Origin of the sequence: Prodigiosinella confusarubida (assembly GCF_002847015.1) — a bacterium.
GTDB classification, from domain to species: Bacteria; Pseudomonadota; Gammaproteobacteria; order Enterobacterales; family Enterobacteriaceae; genus Prodigiosinella; species Prodigiosinella aquatilis.
Genome location: NZ_CP025085.1, coordinates 4,041,222 through 4,066,905 on the forward strand (window position 1 = coordinate 4,041,222; position 25,684 = coordinate 4,066,905).

At 47.1% G+C, this 25,684-nt stretch carries 29 protein-coding genes and 1 riboswitch; of the genes, 19 read left to right on the forward strand and 10 right to left on the reverse strand.

Annotated features, from left to right (window positions below; all coding sequences use genetic code 11):
• Nucleotides 1-8: 8 nt before the first annotated feature.
• The 4 genes from dacA to lipA all read left to right on the forward strand — a co-directional run bounded on the left by dacA (nt 9) and on the right by lipA (nt 3,588).
• Nucleotides 9-1,220 (forward strand): D-alanyl-D-alanine carboxypeptidase DacA, encoded by a 1,212-nt coding sequence (gene dacA / locus CWC46_RS18390; RefSeq protein WP_021015085.1) that lies wholly within the window; start codon nt 9-11, stop codon nt 1,218-1,220.
• Nucleotides 1,221-1,337: 117 nt separating this feature from the next.
• Nucleotides 1,338-1,601: a DUF493 family protein YbeD gene (gene ybeD / locus CWC46_RS18395; protein ID WP_021015084.1), complete on the forward strand. Its 264-nt coding sequence runs from the start codon at nt 1,338-1,340 to the stop codon at nt 1,599-1,601.
• A 119-nt stretch (nt 1,602-1,720) separates the two neighbouring features.
• Complete coding sequence (gene lipB, locus CWC46_RS18400; RefSeq protein ID WP_021015083.1) at nt 1,721-2,422, forward strand: lipoyl(octanoyl) transferase LipB; 702 nt, start codon at nt 1,721-1,723, stop codon at nt 2,420-2,422.
• A gap of 200 nt (nt 2,423-2,622) precedes the next feature.
• On the forward strand, nt 2,623-3,588 hold the full coding sequence (gene lipA / locus CWC46_RS18405; protein ID WP_021015082.1) for a lipoyl synthase: 966 nt from the start codon (nt 2,623-2,625) through the stop codon (nt 3,586-3,588).
• 123 nt (nt 3,589-3,711) lie between these two features.
• On the opposite strand, the gene tatA is transcribed toward lipA, so the two are convergent.
• Nucleotides 3,712-3,918: a Sec-independent protein translocase subunit TatA gene (gene tatA / locus CWC46_RS18410; protein WP_021015081.1), complete on the reverse strand. Its 207-nt coding sequence runs from the start codon at nt 3,916-3,918 to the stop codon at nt 3,712-3,714.
• 158 nt (nt 3,919-4,076) lie between these two features.
• A complete protein-coding gene (locus CWC46_RS18415) occupies nt 4,077-4,865 on the reverse strand; it encodes a deaminated glutathione amidase (RefSeq protein ID WP_021015080.1) in 789 nt (262 codons plus the stop codon).
• Nucleotides 4,866-4,966: 101 nt separating this feature from the next.
• A riboswitch (Fluoride riboswitch) is annotated at nt 4,967-5,027 on the forward strand.
• Between the two features lie 74 nt (nt 5,028-5,101).
• Between CWC46_RS18415 and crcB the strand changes: the two genes are divergently transcribed.
• Nucleotides 5,102-5,485: a fluoride efflux transporter CrcB gene (gene crcB / locus CWC46_RS18420; protein WP_021015079.1), complete on the forward strand. Its 384-nt coding sequence runs from the start codon at nt 5,102-5,104 to the stop codon at nt 5,483-5,485.
• 64 nt (nt 5,486-5,549) lie between these two features.
• On the opposite strand, the gene cspE is transcribed toward crcB, so the two are convergent.
• Nucleotides 5,550-5,759 carry a transcription antiterminator/RNA stability regulator CspE gene (cspE, locus tag CWC46_RS18425; RefSeq protein WP_009113827.1) on the reverse strand — a complete coding sequence of 70 codons (210 nt, stop codon included), beginning with the start codon at nt 5,757-5,759 and terminating at the stop codon, nt 5,550-5,552.
• A gap of 226 nt (nt 5,760-5,985) precedes the next feature.
• Here cspE and CWC46_RS18430 point away from each other — a divergent pair, with 226 nt between their 5' ends.
• The gene (locus CWC46_RS18430; RefSeq protein WP_021015078.1) at nt 5,986-6,681 is read left to right on the forward strand and encodes an aspartate/glutamate racemase family protein; all 696 of its coding nucleotides are present in this window, start codon (nt 5,986-5,988) and stop codon (nt 6,679-6,681) included.
• A gap of 379 nt (nt 6,682-7,060) precedes the next feature.
• On the opposite strand, the gene ypfM is transcribed toward CWC46_RS18430, so the two are convergent.
• The gene (gene ypfM / locus CWC46_RS23715; protein ID WP_101377563.1) at nt 7,061-7,120 is read right to left on the reverse strand and encodes a protein YpfM; all 60 of its coding nucleotides are present in this window, start codon (nt 7,118-7,120) and stop codon (nt 7,061-7,063) included.
• Between the two features lie 586 nt (nt 7,121-7,706).
• On the opposite strand from ypfM, the gene CWC46_RS18440 reads away from it, so the two are divergent.
• The 7 genes from CWC46_RS18440 (at nt 7,707) to CWC46_RS18470 (ending at nt 12,407) form a co-directional block, all read left to right on the forward strand.
• Entirely contained in the window at nt 7,707-8,072 is a 366-nt protein-coding gene (locus tag CWC46_RS18440; protein WP_021015077.1) for an ArsR/SmtB family transcription factor, read from the forward strand.
• A 2-nt stretch (nt 8,073-8,074) separates the two neighbouring features.
• On the forward strand, nt 8,075-8,554 hold the full coding sequence (locus tag CWC46_RS18445) for an arsenate reductase ArsC (RefSeq protein WP_021015076.1): 480 nt from the start codon (nt 8,075-8,077) through the stop codon (nt 8,552-8,554).
• 275 nt (nt 8,555-8,829) lie between these two features.
• Nucleotides 8,830-9,876, forward strand: coding sequence for an ACR3 family arsenite efflux transporter (gene arsB / locus CWC46_RS18450; protein WP_021015074.1), 1,047 nt, complete (start codon nt 8,830-8,832; stop codon nt 9,874-9,876).
• A gap of 181 nt (nt 9,877-10,057) precedes the next feature.
• A complete protein-coding gene (locus tag CWC46_RS18455; protein ID WP_071790877.1) occupies nt 10,058-10,417 on the forward strand; it encodes an ArsC family reductase in 360 nt (119 codons plus the stop codon).
• Nucleotide 10,418: 1 nt separating this feature from the next.
• Complete coding sequence (gene dapE, locus CWC46_RS18460; RefSeq protein WP_021015072.1) at nt 10,419-11,546, forward strand: succinyl-diaminopimelate desuccinylase; 1,128 nt, start codon at nt 10,419-10,421, stop codon at nt 11,544-11,546.
• The gene (locus tag CWC46_RS18465; RefSeq protein WP_021015071.1) at nt 11,543-12,217 is read left to right on the forward strand and encodes a M15 family metallopeptidase; all 675 of its coding nucleotides are present in this window, start codon (nt 11,543-11,545) and stop codon (nt 12,215-12,217) included. The genes dapE and CWC46_RS18465 overlap by 4 nt, the downstream gene beginning before the upstream one ends.
• Nucleotide 12,218: 1 nt before the next feature.
• Entirely contained in the window at nt 12,219-12,407 is a 189-nt protein-coding gene (locus tag CWC46_RS18470) for a YpfN family protein (protein ID WP_021015070.1), read from the forward strand.
• Nucleotides 12,408-12,420: 13 nt separating this feature from the next.
• Here the strand turns inward: CWC46_RS18470 and CWC46_RS18475 are convergent, their stop codons facing one another.
• On the reverse strand, nt 12,421-13,341 hold the full coding sequence (locus tag CWC46_RS18475) for a LysR family transcriptional regulator (RefSeq protein WP_021015069.1): 921 nt from the start codon (nt 13,339-13,341) through the stop codon (nt 12,421-12,423).
• 640 nt (nt 13,342-13,981) lie between these two features.
• On the opposite strand from CWC46_RS18475, the gene CWC46_RS18480 reads away from it, so the two are divergent.
• From CWC46_RS18480 to CWC46_RS18505, 6 genes are all read left to right on the forward strand, one after another.
• Nucleotides 13,982-15,301: a CitMHS family transporter gene (locus CWC46_RS18480; RefSeq protein ID WP_021015068.1), complete on the forward strand. Its 1,320-nt coding sequence runs from the start codon at nt 13,982-13,984 to the stop codon at nt 15,299-15,301.
• A gap of 49 nt (nt 15,302-15,350) precedes the next feature.
• Nucleotides 15,351-16,691, forward strand: coding sequence for an acyclic terpene utilization AtuA family protein (locus tag CWC46_RS18485; RefSeq protein WP_021015067.1), 1,341 nt, complete (start codon nt 15,351-15,353; stop codon nt 16,689-16,691).
• Nucleotides 16,688-16,990: an AtuA-related protein gene (locus CWC46_RS18490; RefSeq protein WP_021015066.1), complete on the forward strand. Its 303-nt coding sequence runs from the start codon at nt 16,688-16,690 to the stop codon at nt 16,988-16,990. Before CWC46_RS18485 ends, CWC46_RS18490 begins: the two co-directional genes overlap by 4 nt.
• Before the next feature lie 161 nt (nt 16,991-17,151).
• Nucleotides 17,152-17,808: an acetate CoA-transferase subunit alpha gene (gene atoD, locus CWC46_RS18495; protein WP_021015065.1), complete on the forward strand. Its 657-nt coding sequence runs from the start codon at nt 17,152-17,154 to the stop codon at nt 17,806-17,808.
• The gene (locus CWC46_RS18500) at nt 17,808-18,470 is read left to right on the forward strand and encodes a 3-oxoacid CoA-transferase subunit B (RefSeq protein WP_021015064.1); all 663 of its coding nucleotides are present in this window, start codon (nt 17,808-17,810) and stop codon (nt 18,468-18,470) included. Before atoD ends, CWC46_RS18500 begins: the two co-directional genes overlap by 1 nt.
• Nucleotides 18,463-19,641, forward strand: coding sequence for an acetyl-CoA C-acetyltransferase (locus CWC46_RS18505; RefSeq protein ID WP_021015063.1), 1,179 nt, complete (start codon nt 18,463-18,465; stop codon nt 19,639-19,641). The genes CWC46_RS18500 and CWC46_RS18505 overlap by 8 nt, the downstream gene beginning before the upstream one ends.
• An 82-nt stretch (nt 19,642-19,723) precedes the next feature.
• On the opposite strand, the gene ypfH is transcribed toward CWC46_RS18505, so the two are convergent.
• The 5 genes from ypfH to bamC all read right to left on the reverse strand — a co-directional run bounded on the left by ypfH (nt 19,724) and on the right by bamC (nt 25,674).
• The gene (gene ypfH / locus CWC46_RS18510; RefSeq protein WP_021015062.1) at nt 19,724-20,410 is read right to left on the reverse strand and encodes an esterase; all 687 of its coding nucleotides are present in this window, start codon (nt 20,408-20,410) and stop codon (nt 19,724-19,726) included.
• Nucleotides 20,411-21,133: 723 nt separating this feature from the next.
• Nucleotides 21,134-23,164: a tRNA(Met) cytidine acetyltransferase TmcA gene (locus tag CWC46_RS18515; protein WP_021015061.1), complete on the reverse strand. Its 2,031-nt coding sequence runs from the start codon at nt 23,162-23,164 to the stop codon at nt 21,134-21,136.
• Between the two features lie 28 nt (nt 23,165-23,192).
• On the reverse strand, nt 23,193-23,645 hold the full coding sequence (locus CWC46_RS18520) for a DUF441 domain-containing protein (protein WP_021015060.1): 453 nt from the start codon (nt 23,643-23,645) through the stop codon (nt 23,193-23,195).
• 177 nt (nt 23,646-23,822) lie between these two features.
• Nucleotides 23,823-24,536, reverse strand: coding sequence for a phosphoribosylaminoimidazolesuccinocarboxamide synthase (gene purC / locus CWC46_RS18525; protein WP_021015059.1), 714 nt, complete (start codon nt 24,534-24,536; stop codon nt 23,823-23,825).
• A gap of 100 nt (nt 24,537-24,636) precedes the next feature.
• Entirely contained in the window at nt 24,637-25,674 is a 1,038-nt protein-coding gene (gene bamC / locus CWC46_RS18530; protein ID WP_021015058.1) for an outer membrane protein assembly factor BamC, read from the reverse strand.
• Nucleotides 25,675-25,684 lie beyond the last annotated feature (10 nt).

The following is a 25,684-nucleotide window of genomic DNA, read 5'->3' on the forward strand; positions in this document are numbered from 1 at the left end:
TTCCCATCATGAATACAGTAATCACGTCTCGCCACACTAAACATATTGTACTTAGCGCCCTGCTCGTTATCAGTGCATCATCTTTCGCCTACGCCGACGACATTAATCTGAAAACCATGATTCCTGGCGTTCCGCAGATTGATGCTGAAGCTTACTTCCTGATGGATTACAACTCAGGCAAAGTTCTGGCCAAAATGAACGCTGATACCCGTCGAAACCCAGCAAGTCTGACAAAAATGATGACCAGTTATGTCATCGGTCAGGCGATAAAGTCAGGGAAAATCAACCCAAACGATATCGTTACCATCGGAAAAGATGCCTGGGCTACCGGTAATCCGGTCTTTAAAGGTTCGTCGCTGATGTTCCTGAAACCAGGTGATCATGTGCCGGTGTACATGTTAAACAAAGGTATCATTCTACAGTCTGGCAATGATGCCTGTGTCGCCATGGCGGATTATGTTGCTGGAAGCCAGGATGCGTTCATCAATCTGATGAATGGCTATGTTAAAGAACTGGGGCTGAAAAACACCCATTTTGAGACCGTGCATGGTCTGGATGCGGAAGGACAGTACAGTTCTGCACGTGATATGGCGTTAATTGGTCAGGCATTGATCCGAGATGTACCGAATGAATATGCCACCTATAAAGAGAAAGAGTTCACTTTCAATAACATTCGCCAGGTCAACCGTAATGGCTTGTTATGGGATACCAGTCTTAATGTAGATGGCATTAAAACCGGGCATACCGCATCCGCCGGCTATAATCTGGTAGCATCCGCCACCGAAGGGCCGATGCGTCTGATTTCAGTGGTACTCGGTGGACATACGTTTAAAGGCCGTGAAACAGAAAGCAAAAAGCTACTCACCTGGGGATTTCGTTTTTTTGAAACTGTTTCCCCGCTGAAAGCGGATAAAGAATTCGCTTCCGAACCCGTATGGTTTGGTGACAGCGACCGCGTATCACTCGGCGTGGCAAAAGATGTTTACATCACCATTCCACGTGGACGCATGAAAGATCTTAAGGCCAGCTACATCCTGAACAATACCGAACTGCACGCCCCATTAAGTAAAAATCAGGTTGTGGGTACCATCAATTTCCAACTGGATGGCAAAACCATTGATCAGCGTCCGCTGGTCGTGATGAACGAAGTTAAAGAAGGCGGGGTATTTAGTCGGATGATCGATTACATAAAACTGATGTTCCATCACTGGTTCAGTTAATTTTGATCGTTCAGGAGATACGTCTCCCCATGGCATGACAAATATACTCCCGCTCAGGCGGGAGTTATACTGACTATCCATGTACTGTATCTCTATGCATACTACTCTGGAGTTTTCATGAAAACCAAACTCAACGAATTGCTCGAATTCCCCTGCCCTTTTACCTACAAAGTGATGGGATTGGCAAAACCAGAACTGGTAGATCTGGTAGTTGAAGTTGTACAACGCCATGCGCCTGGTGACTATACACCGCAAATCAAACCCAGCGCCAAAGGAAACTATCACTCGATTTCTATCACTATCACCGCGACTGATATTGAGCAGGTTGAAACGCTGTATGAAGAACTGGGGAAAATTGACATCGTGCGCATGGTTCTCTGAAACCAGCTCATCATTTAGACGGCTATCCTTCTCACACCAAGAAAAGCAAGTGTGGAAATCTCTGCTATTCGCTACTGCATCACGTCGTTATAATTGACACATTCCTCCTTAACCTGAAGATGACACGCTTGCAACAGGATAAGATAATCATTCGCCATCTGGGCGTGCTTCCTTATGAGCCAGTTTCACTGGCTATGCATAACTTCACTGAACATCGGTACGACACGACCTTTGATGAACTCTGGCTCGTTCAGCATCTCCCGGTATTTACCCAAGGTCAGGCAGGAAAGGCCGAACATGTCTTAATGCCTGGTGATATTCCGGTGATACAAAGCGATAGAGGCGGTCAAGTTACTTATCATGGGCCCGGCCAACAAGTGATGTATGTACTGATCGATCTCAAGCGCCAAAAACTGGGTGTACGGCAGTTGGTTACCGCTATTGAAGAAACCGTAGTACAAACGCTATCGCACTTTCACATTGATGCACATGCCCGACCAGATGCTCCGGGTGTTTATGTCGATGAGCGTAAGATCTGCTCGCTGGGGCTACGCATCCGCAAAGGCTGCTCCTTACATGGATTGGCACTGAATATTGCGATGGATCTGTCTCCTTTCCTACGCATTAATCCATGCGGTTATGCCGGCATGAGAATGACTCAACTCAGCGAGCTGGTCACTGGCGTAACGCTGGATGATGTTGCTCCGGTACTAACGTCATCTTTTATGCGCCTTCTGGGCTATAAAGAACATGAGCAAATTATCTGGGACTGGGAACATCAGGGTGAACCTCAGCCTCGTCCCTTCAGCGATTCTCCATAAAGCTATTGGTATTTTTATGCTGATGAATTCACATTTTATTTACACTTTTTGTTCATTTTGATTGTGCAAAAGCTGCTTGCCTATGGCAAAGATGATATAATTTTGTGATATTTTTAAAAAAAAGTTTAATCATTAAGATGATCCCATGAATTCTAACCATAAATTCATGATAGCGATTCAGAACTGGAACTTACGCAAATATGAGTAAACCGATTCAGATCGAACGTGGCGTAAAATACCGCGACGCAGATAAAATGGCCTTAATTCCGGTGAAAACAGTAGCGACCGAGCGTCAGGAAATGCTACGGAAACCAGAATGGATGAAAATCAAATTGCCTGCGGATTCCAGCCGGATTCAAGGTATCAAAGACGCAATGCGCCGCAACGGGCTGCACTCGGTGTGTGAAGAAGCATCCTGCCCTAATCTGGCAGAGTGTTTTAATCATGGTACGGCAACATTTATGATCCTGGGTGCCATTTGTACCCGTCGTTGCCCATTCTGTGATGTTGCCCATGGACGTCCAATCGCCCCAGACAACAATGAGCCAGAAAAACTGGCTCAAACCATCCACGATATGGGATTACGCTACGTCGTCATCACCTCGGTTGATCGAGATGATCTGCGTGATGGCGGGGCTCAGCATTTTGCCGACTGTATCAGCGCTATTCGCCGTAAAAGCCCACAGATTAAAATTGAAACACTAGTGCCTGATTTCCGGGGACGCATGGACCGGGCACTGGATATTCTGACCGTGACACCGCCAGACGTATTTAACCATAATCTGGAAAACATACCGCGTCTGTATCGCCAAGTTCGACCAGGGGCAAACTATGAATGGTCCCTCAAACTGCTGGAAAACTTTAAGGCTGTACATCCGGAGATTCCAACCAAATCGGGGTTGATGGTGGGATTGGGTGAAACCAATGAAGAAATTCTGGACGTGATGCGCGATCTGCGACGTCACGGCGTCACAATGTTGACATTAGGTCAGTACCTACAGCCAAGTCGCCACCACTTGCCGGTACAGCGTTATGTCCATCCGGAAGAATTTGAAGAAATGAAAACGGAAGCAATGGCAATGGGATTCACCCACGCCGCTTGTGGTCCATTTGTACGCTCGTCCTACCATGCCGACCTACAGGCAAAAGGCGTCGAGGTAAAATGATTTACTTCTGGAAAAATCGTCGTAATGCGCGGTTACATTTTCCTGATGCGAAAAAACGCGGGCGGTCACATGCCGTCCGCTATTGGTTTTTAACCGTCTCAAGAGCTTGCTCTTTGTGGGACCTTACTCTTTGTGATGAGTCGTATCGTTAAGTGCAACGGGTTCATCTGAGCTAGCATTATTCGTTGGTTGCTCATCACTCATCGCTTTTTTGAAACCCTTGATTGCCGCGCCAAGATCTCCGCCCAGGCTGCGTAATTTATTGGTTCCAAATAGCAAAACAACAAGCACGCCGATCACTAAAAGTTTGGCAATACTGATACCTTCCATACCTACCTACCTGATTATATACGCTGGGAACCAGCATGTTTCTTATCACTCTTTTTAAAAGAAAGCCCTTAACAACACAAAGGCTATATGTAACAAAGTAAGACCATGCCAGCCAAGAGCATGGTTACTGATGATCTGCTCTACGAGTAGAGTTCAGATTACCGTAATACAGGAGCCTTGAATCGGTTGTGACGCAAGACAGGTAACTGATGGCGAACATGTTGAATACGCTCAAAATTAATATCTGCAAAGATGAGGTCAGGAGCTTCTGCCGCCTGGGCAATCACAACACCCAACGGGTCAACAACCAGACTGTTGCCAATATTCTTTTCCCCACATTCACCGACTCCGACCATATAGCAGGTATTTTCCAACGCTCGCGTTCTGGTTAACAACTCCCAGTGCGCTTCCTTCTGCGGCCCTTTAACCCAGGCGGAGGGTAATACCAATACCTCCGCGCCATTCATGGCCAACTGTCGCGCCAGGTCGGGGAAACGGACGTCGTAGCACACCATCAATCCCACTTTTATTCCTGCTATTTCAATAATGGCCGGTATTGACTCACCTGGTATCACTCGCTTTGATTCCTGGGAAGAAAAAGCATCATAAAGGTGCAGTTTATGGTAGAAAGCCAACACTTCACCCTGACGAAGCACTAATAGAGTATTGTGCACAAACTCATTATGAACGGGGGTATGAATAGTAAAAATAACTGAGATATCAATCAATTGACTAGCTTCCAGCAATTGACTGACAAAAGGACCATTAATAGGCTGAGCGGCGTCCATCCCCCATTCAGCATTATTATTATCCCTGGCATGAACAGCTTCTGGTAACACTAATAAATCGGCTCCCGCCGCCGCTGCCCTCTGCATTAATGCTATACAGGTAATAGCATTGTCTTGCCATGTACGCTGTACGGCAAACTGGCCGAGTGAAACTTTCATCATCAGGCTCCTTAATATGTGTTAACACATTACACCGCATTGCATGCCATTTCATGGCAACACTCTCTACAAAAATGCGAGACAAAAAGGTAAACTTTTATACCAGTAACGGAGATGACATTCCTCCATAACCGCCTTCCGGCTAATGATGTCTACGAGCTCCTCGAAAAGGGGTCGTAGCGTTATACTCTTCTTTTCGAGATCATTCTGACTTTCCTTTAAACAAAAAGGTGACCATGTATAGTACTTTATTTGCTGTTTTTATTGGTGGCGGGATAGGAAGCGTCTTACGCTGGCTGCTGAGCCTACGTTTTAACAGCATTTCCCCTCAGATACCAATAGGGACTTTTTTGGCTAATATGGCTGGGGCTTTTATTATCGGTGCAGCAATGGGCTATTTTATTCGCCAACCCGATCTTGATCCGCACTGGAAACTACTCATTACGACAGGTTTATGTGGGGGCTTGACGACGTTCTCTACATTCTCTTTTGAGGTCGTCACACTATTGCAAGGCGGAGAGTGGCTTGCTGCCGGGTTGAATCTACTGTTAAATCTGGTCGGTTCATTGTTAATGACATCGCTGGCATTTGCTTTGGTAACCGGACTTACCGCACACTAGATCAAGTGATGTACCACAAAATAAAAACCCGCCTTTGGGCGGGTTTTTTAAGAAACCGGTATAATTAAATAGCGATAACGTTAGCAGCAGAAGGACCTTTAGCACCGCTAGTGATTTCAAACTCTACACGCTGACCTTCAGCAAGAGTTTTAAAACCATTACTCTGGATGGCAGAGAAATGTACAAATACGTCTTTGCTACCATCTTCCGGAGTAATGAAACCGAATCCTTTGGATTCATTAAACCACTTAACGCTACCTTTAATCTTAGACATCAAACTTACCTTTAACATGAATGAAAGACACAAAATCTGTGTCGCGTACAGTACAGCAATAGATGGACCATTTGTCCAGTCAAAGATAGATAAAAAGTGATAAAACACGATAAAAAAATGAGCAAAAAGCATTAATTCACCACTTTCAGGACTTTTACCTCTTTTCTCTGATACGTTATTCTTGATTCATCACTTTTTTCAGTATCCAAGTCGGAGGAGACTTTACATGCAAAAAATGCTGGGATTACTCGGAGGGATGAGCTGGGAATCCACAATCCCTTATTACCGGATTATCAATGAATATGTAAAAAACGAACTGGGTGGTCTGCATTCAGCCCGACTACTACTGCACAATGTCGATTTTTATGACATCGAACAACTGCAATCGCAAGAAGACTGGGAGACAGCAGCCCATGTTTTGTCAGAAGCAGCATGTGGATTAAAAAAAGCGGGCGCTGAAGCCATTGTGATTTGCACAAATACAATGCACAAGGTTGCGAACCAGGTAGAAAGCGCCTGTGAGCTGCCATTGATTCATATCGCCGATGCCACGGCCATCAGCATCCAGCAACAAAGTATCACCAAGGTGGCGCTGCTGGGCACGCGCTATACCATGGAACAGGACTTTTATCGTCGACGCTTGACAGATCTATATGGCATCACCGTCCTTACCCCTGACCAGCAGGAAAGAGAAATCATTAATAACATTATCTTTCAGGAGCTGTGTCTGGGAAAAACGCTTGATGCTTCGCGCCAACAATTCCGGAAAATCATCCAACGATTGGAACAGCAAGGCGCTGAAGGGATCATTCTGGGCTGTACAGAGATACCGTTGCTAATTAATGCAGACGATGCCCAGGTGCCTTTATTCGATACCACCTTACTACATGCCACCGCCGCGGCCCGTTATGCCCTTGGATGAGGGGAAATCGATCCGACAAACCGATGGATTGCTGATATTTCAAACAGAATGAGAATAATAGCCTCTTTTATTTACTTGGTTTTCCTCATTTATGCTCTGGACCAGACATAACCATTTCCAACGGGCATCAAAAAAAATCGCGAAGTAGATCACAAAAAAGGAAGTAAATTCTAAAGAAGAGAATAACGCCGTCTTAGGTTATCCGAAGTGTCGTGACGAAAATTAATATTTAAAAATCAGTTAATTAATAAATTAAATGTTCACTATCTCAGACACAAAAAAGCAGCAACGTCGACGTTACTGCTTTAGATTGCTCAAACTTTGTTCCTGGTCGGTAATGACACAAACAAAAATTATACTAATATGAATAGACCAATTGTTACTTACGTAACATCGCTTCGATGAAGCTTTTCCAGTTATTGAGTTCTATCTCAATCATGATAGCCCCTTAAGTCTTCTTATTCGGCGGGGTTATTATATGCTTTTTTTTTGACCATAATAAACCATTATACGCATACATGATGTGCCGGTATCACTACCCATTCTATAAGAGATTCATTTTTCAACTTAATTATCAACACATTACCTTTCCATTGCCACACTACAACACCGTGCCATTTTGTCATAAAACAGAAGAATAGAGTGGCACCGATTATACCCCAGACTTACCCCACAAAATTGGCCCATAAACAGCCACATAACCTAGGGTGGGATGGCGTGTGGTACCAGAGTATCTATGCCAACACACTGAAATATGTCAACAACTCCGATCCAAGGCATTTCCCCCGTAGCTTGGCCAGCATATTGAAAAAGCTAATAGAGGATACTGAGACGCAGAGTGACTACCGGCTTCTGATATGTTGAGCCAATGATTGAGTAAAACGATCCATTGTGGGCTTTTTATATAAAATTTATCCTTTAGTTGAGTATGGTGACTCATAGCTGGTTTTCCATTTTGACATGTGGTGACGTTTACGCCTTCTTAAACACTTGATCATTTCAACTATTCTTGTAGAATTGAAACAATGAACAAAGAAAACGCAGTTATTATTTTTGAATCTCTGGCATCCGGCATTCGATTGGATATTTATCGTTTGTTGGTGAGAACCGGGCTGAAAGGCCAGGTAGCAGGTGATTTAGCGCAGGAGCTTGATCTCGCGCCAAACAAACTCTCTTTTCACCTCAAAGCCTTGACACATGCCGGATTGACGACAGTCGAGCAGGAAGGACGCTTTCAGCGTTACCGGGCTAATATCCCCGTGATGCTGGATGTTATTGCTTACCTGACTGAAGAGTGTTGCTCCGGCCATCCGGAGGAATGCGCGTCATTCAGAAAAGACACTTCCTGTTCTTCGGCGGTATTGCCCAATGTATCCACACAAAAGGACTGATGATGAACGTTTTATTCCTCTGCACTGGTAACTCTTGTCGCTCCATTTTGGGCGAAGCGATTTTCAATCAATTGGCTCCAGAAGGTTGGCACGCAATGAGTGCCGGCAGTAACCCAACCGGCCAGGTACATCCTCGCTCAATCGCGTTGTTACAGCGCGAAGGTATTTCCACTGAAGGCTACTACAGCAAGTCATGGGAAAACCTGCCAGCGATACCTGACATCGTGATCAGTGTTTGCGGAAATGCAGCGAATGAAACCTGCCCGGCTTATCTCGGCCCGGTATTGCGTACTCACTGGGGCGTTGAAGATCCGGCGCATGCAACAGGTACTGATGAAGAAATTGACGCTTCATTCATACAGGCTTACAAGATCCTACGTGCCCGTATCGAAGCTTTTTTCGCTCTGCCGCTGAATGAGCTGCAACACGATAAAACTGCACTGAAAACAGCGATGGATGAAATTGCTCAAATCATTGTGTAGAGAGAAGCCATCATGGCGCTTATCCAGATTTTTGACCCGGTAATATGTTGTTCAAGTGGGGCATCCGGTACAGAAGCCGATAATTTTCGGGCTGATTTACACCAGAAGGGTATTGAACCGTGGGCATGGCTTATCAATAGTCGTCTGATGCTCGGTCATTCTACATCACCGCTATTACAGCAGCCTCTTGAACGGCCTGGAACCCAATCACATTAATTCAAACGCTAACGGTTGGTATTGAGTAACAATCATCCACAAATTAAGGAAAATCCTCAATGAGTGACATCACTCGCAAACTCTCATTTTTAGACCGATATCTGACTGTCTGGATTTTTGCTGCAATGGCTCTGGGTGTGAGTCTCGGTTTTTTAGTCCCTGGTGTAGAGAACTTCATTAACCGCTTTCAGGTGGAAACAACCAATATTCCGATTGCTACCGGGCTGATCCTGATGATGTATCCCCCTTTTGCCAAGGTACGGTATGAAGAGCTGCCAGACGTATTCCGCGACAGAAAAGTGTTAACCCTGTCGCTGATCCAAAACTGGATCATCGGTCCGGCACTCATGTTCGCATTAGCCGTGATTTTCCTGCATGACAAACCGGAATACATGGTTGGGCTTATCATGATCGGTCTGGCGCGCTGTATCGCCATGGTGATTGTCTGGAATGAACTGGCGAAAGGCTCAACGGAATATGCGGCGGGTCTGGTGGCGTTCAACTCGATATTTCAGGTGCTGTTTTTCAGCGCCTATGCCTGGCTATTTATTACCATATTGCCGCCGTTCTTCGGATTGTCTGGTTCAATTGTTGATATCTCCATCGCGCAAATTGCCAAGAGTGTGTTCATCTATCTGGGCATCCCCTGTATTGCCGGCGTACTGACCCGAGTGATCATGCTGCGCTTTGTTTCAAAAGAGTGGTATCACGCCCACTTCGTTCCCAAGATCGGTCCTATTACCCTGGTTGCGCTGCTGTTCACCATTGTGGTGATGTTCAGTCTGAAGGGGAAATTGATTGTCAGTCTCCCTTTCGATGTCGTACGTATTGCTATCCCTTTGCTTATCTACTTTGTTGCTATGTTTGCCATCTCATTTTTCATGTGCAAACGCTTAGGCGCGAGTTATGAAAAGAGTGCAACACTCTCGTTTACCGCTGCCAGTAATAACTTTGAACTCGCTATCGCGGTAGCCGTCGCTGTTTATGGCATCAACTCTGGTGCTGCTTTTGCCGCTGTCATCGGGCCGCTTGTTGAAGTGCCAGTGATGATTGGTCTGGTGAATGTTTCCCTTTGGATCAGACGAAAATACTTCCTTTCAGTCTAAAAAAAAGTCTGTGCTGCTATCAATAGTGAAACGGCACAGACTAATTTCCTCTTCCCAATAGACAGCCACTTCACTTAACTACATGATCTACTAAAACAAATTCAATACCCTGCCACCATTAGCGCGAATACGGTATGCTCTTCATTCTTATCAGATAAAAAGTGAAGAGTTTTATAAAATGATGACAGTTATGTACGGTATCAAGAACTGCGACACCATCAAAAAAGCCCGTCGCTGGCTAGAAAACAATCACATTGACTATCGCTTTCATGACTATCAGGTGGACGGTCTGGATGACGTACAATTGCAGGCTTTAATCAATTTGGTCGGTTGGCAACCCTTGATTAATACCCGTGGAACAACCTGGCGCAAACTGGATGAAGCGAAACGTAATGCAACCAATAATGAAGACGCGGCAAAAACTGTTATGCTGGAGCACCCCTCGCTCATCAAACGGCCCTTGTTAGTCACTGACCACGGTGCCGCATTGCTTGGTTTCAGCGAGGATAGCTACCAGCACTTTTTTGCGGAGAATAAATAACGTGTCTTGCCCGGTACTAGAACTGGCTCAGCAGTTAATTAAACGTCCTTCCCTCAGCCCTAATGATGAAGGTTGTCAGACGTTGATGATTGAACGTTTGCAGGCGATTGGCTTCAACATAGAAAAAATGAATTTTGGCGATACCCAAAATTTCTGGGCCTGGCGTGGCACAGGGAAAACACTGGCTTTTGCCGGTCACACCGACGTGGTTCCCTGCGGGGATGAAAAGCAGTGGCAGCACCCCCCATTTGAGCCCACGCTATGCGATGGCATGCTGTATGGGCGTGGTGCAGCAGATATGAAAGGGTCGTTGGCGGCGATGGTGGTTGCCGCTGAACGTTTTGTTGCCACGCATCCCCACCACCAAGGGCGCCTGGCGTTTTTAATTACTTCAGACGAAGAAGCCAAAGCCGTAAACGGTACGGTTAAGGTTGTTGAAACTTTGATGGCCCGCCAGGAGCGCCTTGATTACTGCCTGATCGGCGAACCCTCCAGCACGAAACGTATCGGGGATGTGGCGAAAAATGGCCGTCGGGGTTCAATCACCGCCAACCTTTACATACACGGTATACAGGGTCATGTTGCGTACCCCCACCTGGCAGACAATCCGGTACACCGCGCCATGCCCGCGTTGCATGAACTGATAGCCACGGAATGGGATCAGGGAAATGAGTTTTTTCCTCCCACCAGTATGCAGATTGCAAATATTCAGGCAGGAACCGGCAGCAATAACGTTATTCCTGGCGAACTGTTTGTGCAGTTCAATTTTCGCTTCAGTACCGAATTGACCGATGAACGCATTAAGCAACGTGTCGCTGAGCTACTTGACCGCCACCAACTCAAGTACACTCTGGATTGGCAATTATCCGGGCATCCCTTCCTGACCGAACACGGCGAGCTGGTGAATGCTATTATTGATGCAGTTGAACATTATTGTGAAATCACACCGCAACTACTGACCAACGGCGGCACCTCTGATGGCCGGTTTATTGCGCGGATGGGAGCACAGATAGTTGAACTCGGACCGGTAAACGCCACTATTCATAAAGTGAATGAATGTGTCAGTGCAGCAGATTTGCAGCTGTTAAGCCGGATGTATCAACGCATCATGGAGCAGTTGATCGCATGATCACGTCGGCAATGCTGACAGGCAAGAGTGATGGGCATCTGGTCACCCTGACAGGTCAACACCGTTTGCAACCGGAAGCTGTTATCGCTTTTAAGTCCATGCAACAGGCGGCCCGGCAGGATGGTTTTAATCTCCAGCCAGCGAGTACCTTTCGTGACTTCGGGCGTCAGCAACAGATCTGGAACGGAAAATTTACCGGTCTGCGGCCGTTACTGGATAAAGACAATCAGCCGTTGGATGCCCTCACGTTAAGTGAGGGTGACCGTTGTGAAGCGATACTGCGCTGGTCCGCATTGCCAGGTGGCAGTCGGCATCACTGGGGCAGCGATCTGGATATCTACGATCCTGACCGTCTTCCTTCGGGGCAAACACTGCAACTGGAACCCTGGGAGTACGACACTGGCGGATATTTCTCTACGTTGAGTGACTGGTTGGACTCACATATGCCGCTATTTGGGTTTTATCGACCTTACGCGCATGATCATGGCGGTGTTGCGGTTGAGCCTTGGCATATCAGTTATTTACCGTTAGCGCGATTAGCGATGGCGCAGTTGACGCCAGCAGTTATCCGTGAATCCTGGCACGGGGAAGAGATAGCTGGCTATCAATGGCTGAATAAACATCTGCCACAACTTTTTACCCGCTTTATCACCCGTATCGATGAGGTATAACATGGCATGGCTGGCTGACTATTGGTGGATCATTCTGGTGTTCCTGCTGGGAGTAATACTCAATGGTATCAAAGAATTACGGCGTCTTGACCACAAATCCTTTTTGAACGACAAACCGGAAATTCCACCCCATCGTGATAACAACGATAAATGGGATGAAGACGACGACTGGCCACAAAAAAAACCCTGATACGGCGCATCCTTCAGGCCCGAGTCAAGCGCGTTTTAAGCTCGTGCCCAACACCTTCCGCCCTGGCCTGAAGAAAGTCATAGCACTCCCTGGCACAAATTGAGAGTTGTCGTTCCTTGTCTGTCACCAGATAAATTCCGCGTCTCAGCGACAGATCTCTGAACGGAATGATTGCAATATCAGGATGCTGAAACTGAAACAATGTCAATCCCGTAACAATACTAATACCATAGTTAGCCGCCACTAATCCCATCATTGTCGTCAACTGTCTGACTTCAAGCACATAGTTGAATCCTTCTGGTTCGGCTAACTGATCGGTATATTGCCGGATACTGGTTCCCTTGGAAAAACCGATAAAGGCCCAGTCTTTAATTTCCTCTATCGACACCAAACTGTACTGTGCCAGTGAATGGTCCTTATGACAGATAAGGTAAAAGCTATCGGCAAACAACATACGGGAACTGAATGTTTCTGATGAAGGCTCACCCGCTGTCAACGCCAAATCAGCCTGACCATCCAATATGGCTTTTAGACAACGATCCCATTGCGTATCAATTAATTCCACCTTGATTTTCGGATAAGCATGATGATATTGCGTAAGCACCTGAGGAAGCCATTCAACAGCCAAAGACGGCAATACGGCTAAAACGACTTTTCCTTTATAACCTGTGGCGTGCGATTTTATTTCGCTGACGGCGTCATCATGCATTTGCATCAATCGACGGGCGATCTCAATAAAATGGATTCCATCCGCATTCAACTGTACTTTACGTGTATCCCTATCGAATAAACGATATCCCACATCTTCTTCCAGGCTGGCAATCAATGCACTGAACGCCGGTTGAGAAAGATTAACTCGTTGAGCCGCTCGGGTAAAACTGTCCGTTTCCGTCAATACCATAAACGCTCTGAGCTGTTTAATTGATAAATTCATAATACCCTCGCAAGAAAACCCACCTGTAATAAATAGTGTAAAAGCGCCATCAACAAGGCTATTTATTTATTTTCATGATCGAGCCCTCATTTATTTACATTTATTATTTTGATTGTTTTTTTATTTCTTATGTCAACTTACAACCGACATCACAAAAGCAAAATAACTCTGTCAAAAAAAACACAGTAACAATCATAGAAAACAGTTAGTTAATAACTCATCAATTAAACAAACAAATCAATAAATATTACGAATAAAACAAACCCATTAAATTATCGAATAGATTCATAAAGATTACGAGTTAGCACTTCAGGCATACCAATGGTAAAAAATACCCAGCAAAAAAACAAAACGCTCTGGGTTAATAACCTTTCACGTTAATTGCCGATTTCACGATGCAGGCAGGTAGCAACTAAGGAAATCCCCATGAATGTATGCACATCAGGGACTGGAGTGGCAAATCTACCGAAGCAGATTTGAACGCGGGTCCACACGACCGATAAAGGGCGAGATTCATGGAAGGGAGCGCCAACACATCTGCAACGTGAGAAATGACGGATATATTGGCAAATAAACGATTGAGTAAAGAAAATTCCACCATCACACAGCCCTATAACAAGTAATAAATATAGGAGTATTTATGTTGGCTTTAATCGGTGTGCTAACTATAGCCACATTACTGTTTTTTATTATGACAAAGAAAATGTCACCGCTGGTGGCACTAATTGTTATCCCAGTTATTGGCGCCCTGATTGCCGGTAGTGGAACAGATACCGCGAAATATGTCGTTGACGGTATAACCAAACTAGCGCCTATGGCTGCCATGTTTGTATTCGCCATCACTTTTTTTGGTGTTGTCACTGACGCGGGTATGTTCGATCCTATCATTCGGGGAATACTGCGTATCGTCGGGACCAATCCAGTCAAAATTATCATTGGTACTGGCGTACTGGCCCTGATGGCGCATCTGGATGGTAACGGTGCCGTCACATTTCTGATCACCATTCCCGCAATGCTGCCACTGTTTAATAAACTCGGCATGGACAAACGCATACTGGTCGGCATTACCGCCCTGAGTGCCGGGGTAAATTTTCTTCCGTGGACCGGACCGATGATCCGAGCTTCCGCCGCGTTGAACATCTCCACACATGATCTGTTTATCCCGCTGATTCCTGCCCAAATTTGTGGTTTAACTTTTATGGTAGGCATGGGCTACTACTGGGGGAAAAAGGAGCAAAAGCGTCTGGGGTTATCCAGTAATGGTTTTAGCGCCATCGATACCACGAGCGTCCACACCAGCCACGTAAAAGAATTGACTGACGCGGAAAAAGCACTCCGCCGCCCCCATATGTTTTGGATTAACATCGCACTGGTCGTCTGCGTTATCGGCACCATGGTGTTCACCAAAATATCACCGACAGTGGCGTTCATGATCGCGCTGACCCTGGCGCTGATGTTTAACTATCCCAATGTTGAAATGCAGAAAGAACGCATCAACGCGCATGCCAAAGCCGCCTTGATGATGGCTAGTATTCTTTTCGCCGCTGGTGCGTTTACCGGGATTATGGGTGGCACCGGTATGCTGAAAGCCATGTCCCATACAGCGGTTGACTTTATTCCTGCGTCCTTTGCCTCTCATATTCCGTTCATTATCGGCATAATTTCCATGCCGTTGAGCTTGATATTCGACCCTGATTCCTACTATTTCGGCATCATGCCGGTTATCGCACATACCGTAAACATGTTAGGTATTCCGTCCATTCAGGTCGCGCAAGCTTCAGTTATGGGACAAATGACCACCGGTTTTCCCGTTAGCCCGCTGACGCCGGCAACGTTCCTGCTTGTCAGTCTGGCGGGAGTCGATCTGGCCGATCACCAGAAGTTCGCTATCCCGGTACTTTGGGGTGCCAGCATCATCATGACGCTTACCTGCGTCCTCACGGGCGTATTCCCCTGGTAACCGTAACTACTTGAAAAATCTACTTGTAAACTTAACGATAAGGTGTTGTATGAAAACCATCCGTATTGGTTCAGGCGCCGGTTATGCCGGAGATCGCATCGAACCCGCTGTCGAATTGGCAGAAAAAGGAAATATTGATTATCTGATTTTCGAATGTCTGGCAGAGCGCACGATTGCCATTGGTCAAAAACAAAAACGACAAGATCCGAACAAAGGTTATAACGAATTACTGGCAAACAGAATGTATGCCGTGTTGCCACAGTGTCTGGAGAAAGGCATCAAGATCATCACTAATATGGGGTCTGCCAATCCAGTGTCTGCTGGTCAACGGGTACTGGAAATTGCCCGGGAACTGGGCGCCAGGCAGTTAAAAATTGCCGTTATCACTGGTGATGACGTCTATGCCCAATTGCTGGTAGTGGATTCCCGGCTGGATGACATTGGTGAACCCATTTCCAGATGTGGTAAAGATATTATCTCGGCCAACGCTTATCTTGGGAGTGACGCGCTGGTTGACGCACTGCGTCAAGATGCTGACATTATTATTGCCGGCCGCGTTGCCGACCCCTCGTTATTCCTGGCACCCATGATGTACGAATTCGGCTGGACCGCCGATGATTGGGATCATTTGGGTAAAGGCACCTGTATTGGACATCTGCTGGAATGTGCCGGACAAATTACCGGTGGTTACTATGCCGACCCAGGATTCAAAGATATTCCTAATCTGGAACGCCTTGGCTTTCCAATAGCCGAGATAAGTGACGATGGAAATGCGGTCATCACCAAGGTTGACGGTTCCGGTGGCTGTGTTTGCATAGATACCTGCAAGGAACAGTTACTTTATGAAATCCATCGACCCGACAGCTATATCACACCGGATGTCACTGCCGATTTCAGTCGTGTTCATTTCACTCAGGATGGAGAAAATCGAGTCCGTATTCAGGGGGCGACCGGACGTAAAAGGACAGAAACATTAAAAGTCTCAGTTGGTTATCAAGATGGTTATATCGGCGAAGGTGAAATTTCTTATGCTGGTCCCGGAGCAGTCGCTCGTGGCCAGTTAGCGCTGGAAATTGTAAAAGGACGCTTCACGCTGTGCCATTTTGCACCACAGGAAATACGTTTTGATCTTATTGGGATTGATGCCCTGCACGGACCTGTTCGTTCTCAAGGCCATCAGCCTTACGAAGTGCGGGCCCGCGTTGCCGCCAGATGCTCATCCAGAAGTGAAGCCATTAAAGTCGGTAATGAAATAGAAACACTTTATACCAATGGTCCAGCTGGTGGTGGCGGTGTGAATAAATCAGTAAAAGAAATTCTGGCGATGGATTCAACATTGCTGGCACGTTCGCTGGTTATTCCCGCCATTAACTATCTGGAGATTAAATGATGAAATTACGCCACATTGCGCACTCGCGAACCGGAGATAAAGGCAATACGTCCAATATATCCCTGATTGCTTATCGTGATGAAGATTATGAGCTATTGAAAAATAGCGTCACTGCCGAAAAGGTAAAAGACTGGTTTAAAGATATTGTTCAAGGCGATGTTGTCCGTTATGAATTACCGGAAATCAGTGCGCTTAATTTTGTTATGTATGGCGCATTGGGTGGTGGTGTCACCCGTTCTTTAGCATTGGATATGCACGGTAAGGGATTAAGTTCCGCCATACTCGATATCGATATTTAATTATTATTTTATCAGCGGGTAATTATTTACCCGTCATATACCCATCATCTTTCTCGTTGAAGGCGAATTATCTACTCTGGTTATTCAATTGCCGCCTTCCTGTAACCAGAAATTTATTGGTATAGCTTTTCTATTAACCATTATTGGTGGAATGTAAAACGATGAATAGCAAACTCATTGATGCAAGCTATTTCCGCTCCTGTCTGTATGACGGAATGACAATTATGTTCGGTGGTTTTATGGGGGTTGGAACACCAGCATTATTAGTTAACGAGATTATTCGATCCTGTGTCACGGATTTAACTATTATCGGTAACGATACCGGATTTATTGATACTGGCGTAGGCCCGCTTATTGCTAGTGGGCAGGTCAAAAAAGTCATCGCCTCACATATTGGCACCAATCCTGAAACGGGTCGCAGAATGATTGCTGGTGAAATGGAGGTAGAGCTGGTTCCCCAGGGAACGCTGGCTGAGCGTATACGCAGCGGTGGTGCAGGCTTAGGTGGATTTCTGACCCCCACCGGCGTGGGAACTATCGTTGAAGACAATAAACAGAAAATAACCATAAACGGTATCACTTATTTATTGGAACTGCCTTTAAAAGCAGATCTGGCCATTATTCAGGCCAGCATTGCCGACACCAGCGGAAATCTTGTTTATCACCTGACTGCTCGCAACTTTAATCCTCTTATTGCTTTGGCGGCAAATAAAGTTATCGCCCAGTGCGAACAGATTATTCCCGTCGGTCAACTATCGCCAGAGTGCATTATTACGCCAGCGGCGCTCGTCGATCATCTTTATGCAGGAGAGCAATAATGGATGCCAAAACAATCATTGCCCAACGGGTAGCCTTAGAACTCAACGATGGCGATGTGGTTAATTTAGGTATCGGTTTACCCACCAAAGTCGCCAATTATGTAGCGGATAATATTCAGGTGACGTTCCAGTCGGAAAATGGCCTGCTTGGCCTGGGTGCGATTTATGAACCCGATATGAATCTGGTTAACGCCGGTGGACAACCCTGCGGCATGGTACCCGGTGCTGCTATGTTCGACAGCGCGTTCTCGTTTGCTCTGATCCGCGGCGGTCACGTGGATATCTGCGTACTTGGTGGCTTACAGGTCGATGAGCATGGCAATCTCGCCAACTGGATGGTTCCAGGAAAAATGGTACCGGGCATGGGTGGAGCCATGGATCTGGTAGTCGGCGCGAAGAAAGTCATCATTGCCATGGAACACTGTGCAAAAAATGGTGAAGCAAAGCTATTGAAACGCTGTATTTACCCGCTGACTGCCGTGAATAAAGTCAATATGGTCGTGACCGAACTGGCGGTATTCCATTTTATTCATCAGCAATTGGTACTAAGTGAAATCAGCCCTCACACCACGCTGGAAGACGTGCGTCAAAAGACTGAGGCAACCTTTATTGTCTCCACCGATTTAAAAACAATGAAAATTAATGGAGGCAACGATGCATGACTCGGTCGTTATTGTCAGTGCCAAAAGAACCGCAATAGGAAAATTTGCCGGTAGTCTGGCCAATACATCCGCTATCGACATGGCCACCTCGACTATCCGTGATGGCCTTTGCACATTACCCGACGATATACGTATTGATGAGGTAATTCTCGGAAATGTACTACAAGCCGGATTGGGGCAAAATCCCGCTCATCAGGCAAGTATCGCATCAGGGATCAGTATTGAAACCCCATCGCTTACCGTCAGCAAGGTCTGCGGTTCCGGGCTCAAAGCGGTGGTACTTGGCGCACAATCCATCCTGGCCGGCGACAACCGGGTCTGTATCACCGGTGGTATGGAAAATATGAGTGCTGCGCCTTATCTGCTCGAAAAAGCCCGTCAAGGATATCGTATGGGGAATGGTAAACTGGTGGACTCTATGATTCAGGACGGACTCTGGTGCGCCTTCAACAACTATCATATGGGAACAACGGCGGAAAACATTGCCCGCCGATATCAACTGTCACGGGAAGAACAGGATAGTGTCGCACTGGCATCACAGCGGAAAGCTCAATATGCCATAGAGAGTGGGCGATTCAATGCCGAAATTACCCCCATTACGCTTAAACAAAAAAACCAGACCCGTATATTTGCTCAGGATGAATATCCGCGCACCGATACCACGTTGGACTCACTGAGCGCACTGCGTCCTGCTTTCTCTCCCGATGGTACGGTGACTGCGGGTAACGCTTCAGGCATCAACGATGCGGCTGCAACATTGATTCTGATGCCGGAATCTCTGGCTCACCAGCAAAACATCACACCACTGGCACGGATCAGAGGCTGGGCTTCTGCCGGTGTTCCCAGTGATGTCATGGGACTGGGGCCCATTCCGGCGACCCACAAGGCATTGACCAAAGCAGGCATGAGTATTCACGATCTTGACCTGATCGAAGCTAACGAAGCGTTTGCCTCTCAGTTTCTGGCAGTACAACGTGAGCTGCAACTTGATCCGGAAAAAGTCAACGTCAATGGCGGTGCGATTGCGTTAGGACATCCGATTGGCGCGAGTGGCGCCAGAATATTGGTTACACTGGTTCATGCCTTGCATAGTTATGATAAAAACCTAGGCTTGGCGACGCTCTGCATCGGTGGGGGTCAAGGTATTGCCATGATCGTAGAACGGATCTAAACAGGCTGTAGATATTTGAATCAGTGTGTTCTGAGGAAACCGCATGCAGCAGTACCACTACCTGCTTCATGCGGTTGATCAATCAGCGGAAAGCGATTAACTCGCCACGATTACCTTGTACTGCTTCATCCCAATAACGCTGTGGAATATAATTTTTCAGCCGATCCAATGCATAACCCATCATTTCATCATCAATGGCATGACCTAATTCTGGTACCAGATCCAGCGTAAAATCAGATCCATGCGAACGCAGACGATGCGCCGCAGTGCGCACGTGATCCACCGCAATAACCGGGTCGTCTTCACCGTGAATCAAATGCACCACAGTCTCGGTGAATGGTTGTTCCGGCAACGCGGCAAAGCGGCCACTGAAGATGACCACCCGACCAGCAAGATTCTCTTCGGCTTTTAACGCTTCCAGTATCATTATTGAACCTTGCGAAAACCCAATTAATGCAGTGTGTGCATAATCAACCTGACTGTATTCCTGCCAATAACGCACCGTGTCGATAAAACGGGGCATGATAGTGTTAATCCGCTCGACCCGGTTCTCTTCCGTAATTCCCTGTATCGAAAACCACTGTCGACCATTACCGACGTCACTGCTTTCTGGTCCGCCAATGCTCACCACCAGCGCCTGCGGGAAAGCCTCGGCGAAATAACGGCCTATTTCACCCATTGATACCGGATTATCGCCGACACCATGGAATAACAAGAATAACTGTTTAGGAGATACGGCATTCTGCACCATAACGTATTCATGTTTCATTTTACGTCTCCTGCCGGCTCACATTATGCAACCGGTACTTATCGATGTTTGTTAGCAGTTACTATACACTCCTCATTGGTAGGCCAATATTGAGGGTTATTGAACAAGTCATTCCATTATCCTGTATCAATATCAGTGTATACCACGGAGGAAGGACAGATGACTGAAGGCAAAGATCGAATTGGTAAAAATGTGAGCGATGCCTTATTGAAGGTATAAATATTTTTTTATTTAATTGATTAAGTTATCTAATATAAACACTCGGTTCATGTGATAAAGCGCCATATATAATAGTATCGTAATATATATAAACCTTACGCAAACCTATTTATTTTTAACACACCAGTGTTCAAATATAAAATCGTCTTGATAAATAACATTCTACAGTTTTAAAAATATTTAAACGTTATTGTAGCCTGAATGCATATCTCAACATTCATCTATCTAGACATCGTCTTTGTATGTAATTTCGTTACTCTCGAATTAACTCATTTATACCCGTCATACTTCAAGTTACAGGTGCGTTGACTGCGTTCGTTCACCCGAATCACTTATCTGAGTAAGCTCATCGGGATTCACTCTCTTGCCGCCTTCCTGCAACTCGAATTATTTGGGGTATATACATCCATATTATGCTGAGAAATACTGAAGGTAGACAATCCGCCTGCAACATGCAAGATAACAGGTATATACGACAAATCTAATTAGCCATCAGATATGAATTCAGGTTAATGATTTAATACTCCACCCTCGCCAGCGTTGTTCTGCAAAGGCGTCCAATTGCCGTAATACGCTGGAAGTTTCATTACGCCAGCACTGTATCAACGCTTTCCGTCCAGCCAAATGCAGGTGCTGAACACATTGCTCGACAGACATTCCCTGCACCAGCCATAACCGCAAAGCAGGGATGGATTGTTCAGTATGGGTTATCAAACGGGATAACGATGCCAGACAAGCCTCTGGTGGCCGGTGGGCAAAAGCAAAACCCGCCAAATTTTCCCAGTCAGCCTCGCTGAGGCCAGTAGCGTTATCCAGCGGTAAATCCAGCATCAACGGGATTGAACGGCGCAACCAGTACCAGTCACGCGCCAGCTGCGCACTTGCCTGTTCAGTCAAGGTTTGCCCTGCCTCACTCAGAGGAAGCAGCGCCATCGCACTGTAACAACCACTGCTGGCCTCAATATGGCTGCCAATACGCACCAGCGTAAATCCGCAAGAGTGCCAAAAGGCCCACAGATCGGCCTGAAAACCAAAACTTACCGACAGATAATCCAATCCTTGCCGTTGTGCCGCTTGTTGCTGAAAATCAACCAGGGCACGCCCTATCCCATGTCGGCGGCGCGCCGCCGTGATGGCAATACGGCTAATCCGATGCGAACGCAGTATTGGTGCCAGCCACTGTCCTCCATGTGCTGCCAAAGACTGTGCCACCAGATTGCCACGAGGCCGGCGACGTCCGGCCCACACCTCATGCGCCAACGGCGCAGAAAGCCCGCCTTCATCCACCGACCAGATAACACCGTAAATCGCATCCTGATGGCGGGCGCTAGCCACATGCATACCCGGTGCATCCATTAACCGGCGCAAATCCAGCGGTGAGGTACGGTAATGGGCACTGCATAACAGGCCATAGCATTGCGCCAATCGCTGTGGATATGCCAACCACTCATCCCGACTTTCATCATCAATGACAGGTTTGGTCTGTATGCTTGTCTCAGAAACGGCCTCTTCAGCGGTAAACAGCATCGACCTATCCAGCAGACGTTCCAGAGGATCGTCACCAGCCCAACGCAGTGGCTCAGTTAATTCAAATCCTTGCCAATCAGGTAATGCAGAACAGAATTTCAGTAAAAATCCGCGTCCGGTACCTTCATAACCTAGCACCGTTGTGGTCAACAATATCCGGGGAAAAAATGGCAGGATGGCATGCAGTATCGGCGCAGGGATGGCGGCGGCTTCATCAACAAGTAACCAGTCAATAACGGGTAAAGGGTGAGAGCGGCAATACTCCAGCAATGCATCCGGTGCCCAGAAATGAACGTTATCTCCCGAATGATGCAACAAGACATCCGTTGCCGCACGAGACGGCGCGATAACCCAGCATTCCCCACTGCAACAACGAGTCAACATCCCCGCCAGCGTAGACTTCCCTCGACCACGTGGCGCAGTAATCACGGAAACTGCATGCCGGGGCTGCTGAAGTCGCGCCAGAATCCGCTGCTGCTGACACGTGGGTGTGCCACTGGCAGGATGCCAATCAGGACGAGGGCGCAACGGCCTGATATGCAAGTCGTCCCCTTGACGCCATATCACCGTGTCTTCATCCGCCAACAGCTGATGCTGGAAATGACGGATAAAGTGTGGTGTGATAATAGGTTCTGGTTGTTCGCTCCAGCGCAGGCTATCTTCATCCGGGCGTTCCGGCCAATCATCCCATGCAGGCACCAGTAGAAGTAACCAACTTCCGGCTTTGAGCACCCCCGCCAGCATCGCCAACGCCTCAGCATCAAGACCGTGACGAGCATCAAATACAGCATGAAATTGCTCTTGCCCCAGTAGCGTTCGTACCCGGCCAGGAGCAACTGATGTTACCGCCGAAGGTGCATGGGCACTTACCCACAGCCAGTCGCCCGCCAGACAGTGACTGAGCTGGTATGCCTGCGTGGCACTCCAGTCCTCGTCCCCGCTTATCACCAGCAGGCGACGAAGACCATAACGCCGTTGTAGCTGCCCGTTGGCGATAAAGCTCTTCATATCTGACCTCTACCGATCAAAACCACTGTCACCCTTTACCAATTAATAAAGAGAGCAGCCCCGCAGCAATCAGCGGCCCCACCGGGACGCCGCGAAATAGTGCCACCCCCATAACGGTTCCCACCAGTAACCCCGCGACCACCGAAGGTTGGTTACTCATCAGGGAAACACCACGTCCCCCCAGCCAGGACACTAGAACACCGATAAATACGGCCAGCAGTGATTTCCAGTTCAGAAACGAGTGCAACACATCACTGGCGGTAATTTTCCCGCTGGCAATAGGCGACATCACCCCGATAGTTAATATCAGAATACCCAGGGTTAACCCGTATCTTTCCACCCAGGGTAAATAATGGTTCAGTGGTGTAATGCGTATAGTCAACAGCGCCAGCATTGCCAGCGTGACAGTCATGTTATGACTGATAATTCCCAGTGCAGCCAACACCAGTAGAATCAATAGCGTCGGGTCAAAATTGGCCATGAAGAATCCTTGCCAGGATGAAAGAAGAATTTACAGCGGAAAGAAAATGATAACACTAATATTCAGGGGACGATTGCAGATATCCGGACATCAAGCCGGAAAAATGAGATACAGTGAAAAATTGAAACAGTCAGGAACTCCCTGTTCCTGACGCTGGAAACGTAAACGATTGCGCAGTCAGTCTAATTTAATGCCAAGACGGTGTGCGACTTCTTCGTATGCTTCAATAAGGCCACCCAGACTCTGACGGAAACGGTCTTTATCCATTTTATTCAGCGTCGCTTTATCCCACAGACGGCTACCATCCGGAGAGAACTCATCACCCAGCACAATTTCGCCGTTGAACAGACCAAATTCCAGCTTAAAGTCCACCAGAATCAGCCCTGCATCGTCGAACAGTTTGCTTAATACGTCATTGGCTTTGTAGCTCAGTTCCTTCATCCGGGCCAGATTTTCTTCACTAACCCAACCGAATGTTTTGCAGTATGACTCGTTAACCATCGGGTCATGCATAGCATCGTTTTTCAGGAACAGATCAAACAACGGTGGATTAAGGATTTCACCTTCGGTAACACCCAAACGTTTCACCAGAGAACCTGCCGCACGGTTACGGACCACACACTCCACCGGCACCATTTCCAGCTTTTTCACCAGCACTTCGGTATCAGAAAGCAGGCTTACCATTTGAGTTGGAATACCTGCGTCTGCCAGCTTGGTCATAATGAAGTAGTTGAACTTGTTGTTCACCATACCTTTACGATCGAACTGCTCAATGCGCTGACCATCCAATGCTGACGTATCATTGCGAAACTCCAGCACCAGCAGATCAGGATCTTCGGTGGTGTAGACAGTTTTCGCCTTTCCACGATACAACTCAGCTAGCTTTTGCATCTTTAATTACTCCACACAGTGAGGGCCACCCGCAACGGCCCGATAATTTAACGCGTTGATAACTTAATGAAGAAGGGCCGGATAATCCGACCCTTACAGGTTACTTGTTGAATGCCGCCTGGAACACCGAGACCAGCGCATCGTTTTGCGACTGACCTAGCGTATGGCCTTTGGCGTCGGTAAATTGCAGGCTGCTGCGGTTACCAAGGTCACCAACCTGTAGTTTATAATCACCTTTCGGCAGTTGAGGATCTTTGGTCCCCAATGCATCCCAGGTGCTGCTGCCCGGCGCTTTGTAAGTGATGGAGATCGATCCCTGAGACTTACTGCGATCAGTCACCTTCATGTCGATATTTTCCAGTGCTTTTGGCAAGCGATCCCAGACTTGGGCATAGGTACCACGCACCACTAACAACGGCAAGCCGGAGTCATCGGCACCACTCTGCACATCCAGTGACGTACTACTGTGGTTAGCAAGCTCATCTGCGCGCTCTTGAGCTTGTTTCTCCAGCGCATTAGATATCAGATTAAGCATTATGCCGGCGTAGCGCTGCCTCTGGATAAGATCGGTAATCGCAACGTTCAACTGTCGCAGATCCAGCAACTTGACCACCAGCGCCAGTTGATAGCCTTGTGGTTGCACGGTGATCTGATAACGCGCCTGGTAGGCGACATCCTCATCTTCACGTTTCCAGGTAACCCAGTCAGTAGTCAGCGTCTGGTTGGCATCCTGACGGCTGGCAATGGTGAATCCTCTGGATTGAATAATATGCGTGACCTGAGACCAAAGCTGACTGTTCTTGGCATTTTTTTCCAGTAACAGCGTAGCTGTATCACCGCTAATACGGCCACGGGAACCATTCAACAAAGCCAATGGCTGCATTGGCGGACGGATATCCAGTGCTTTACCAACCATACCATTCTGGTTGGCCGACGGAATATCATAGTCACCATTTTGCAGAGGAAGAATCATACCTGCCGGCACTTTTAACGCCCGATGTTCTGGTGTTTTCAGATAGGACTCATCGCCGCTGACCTGACGCTTGTAACGCTGGTCACTGGAACAGGCGGCCAGCATCACCACCAGTGATACGCCAATAACCTTAGCCACCATCGACTTTTGCAATGAAGAACTCATCAAATCTCCC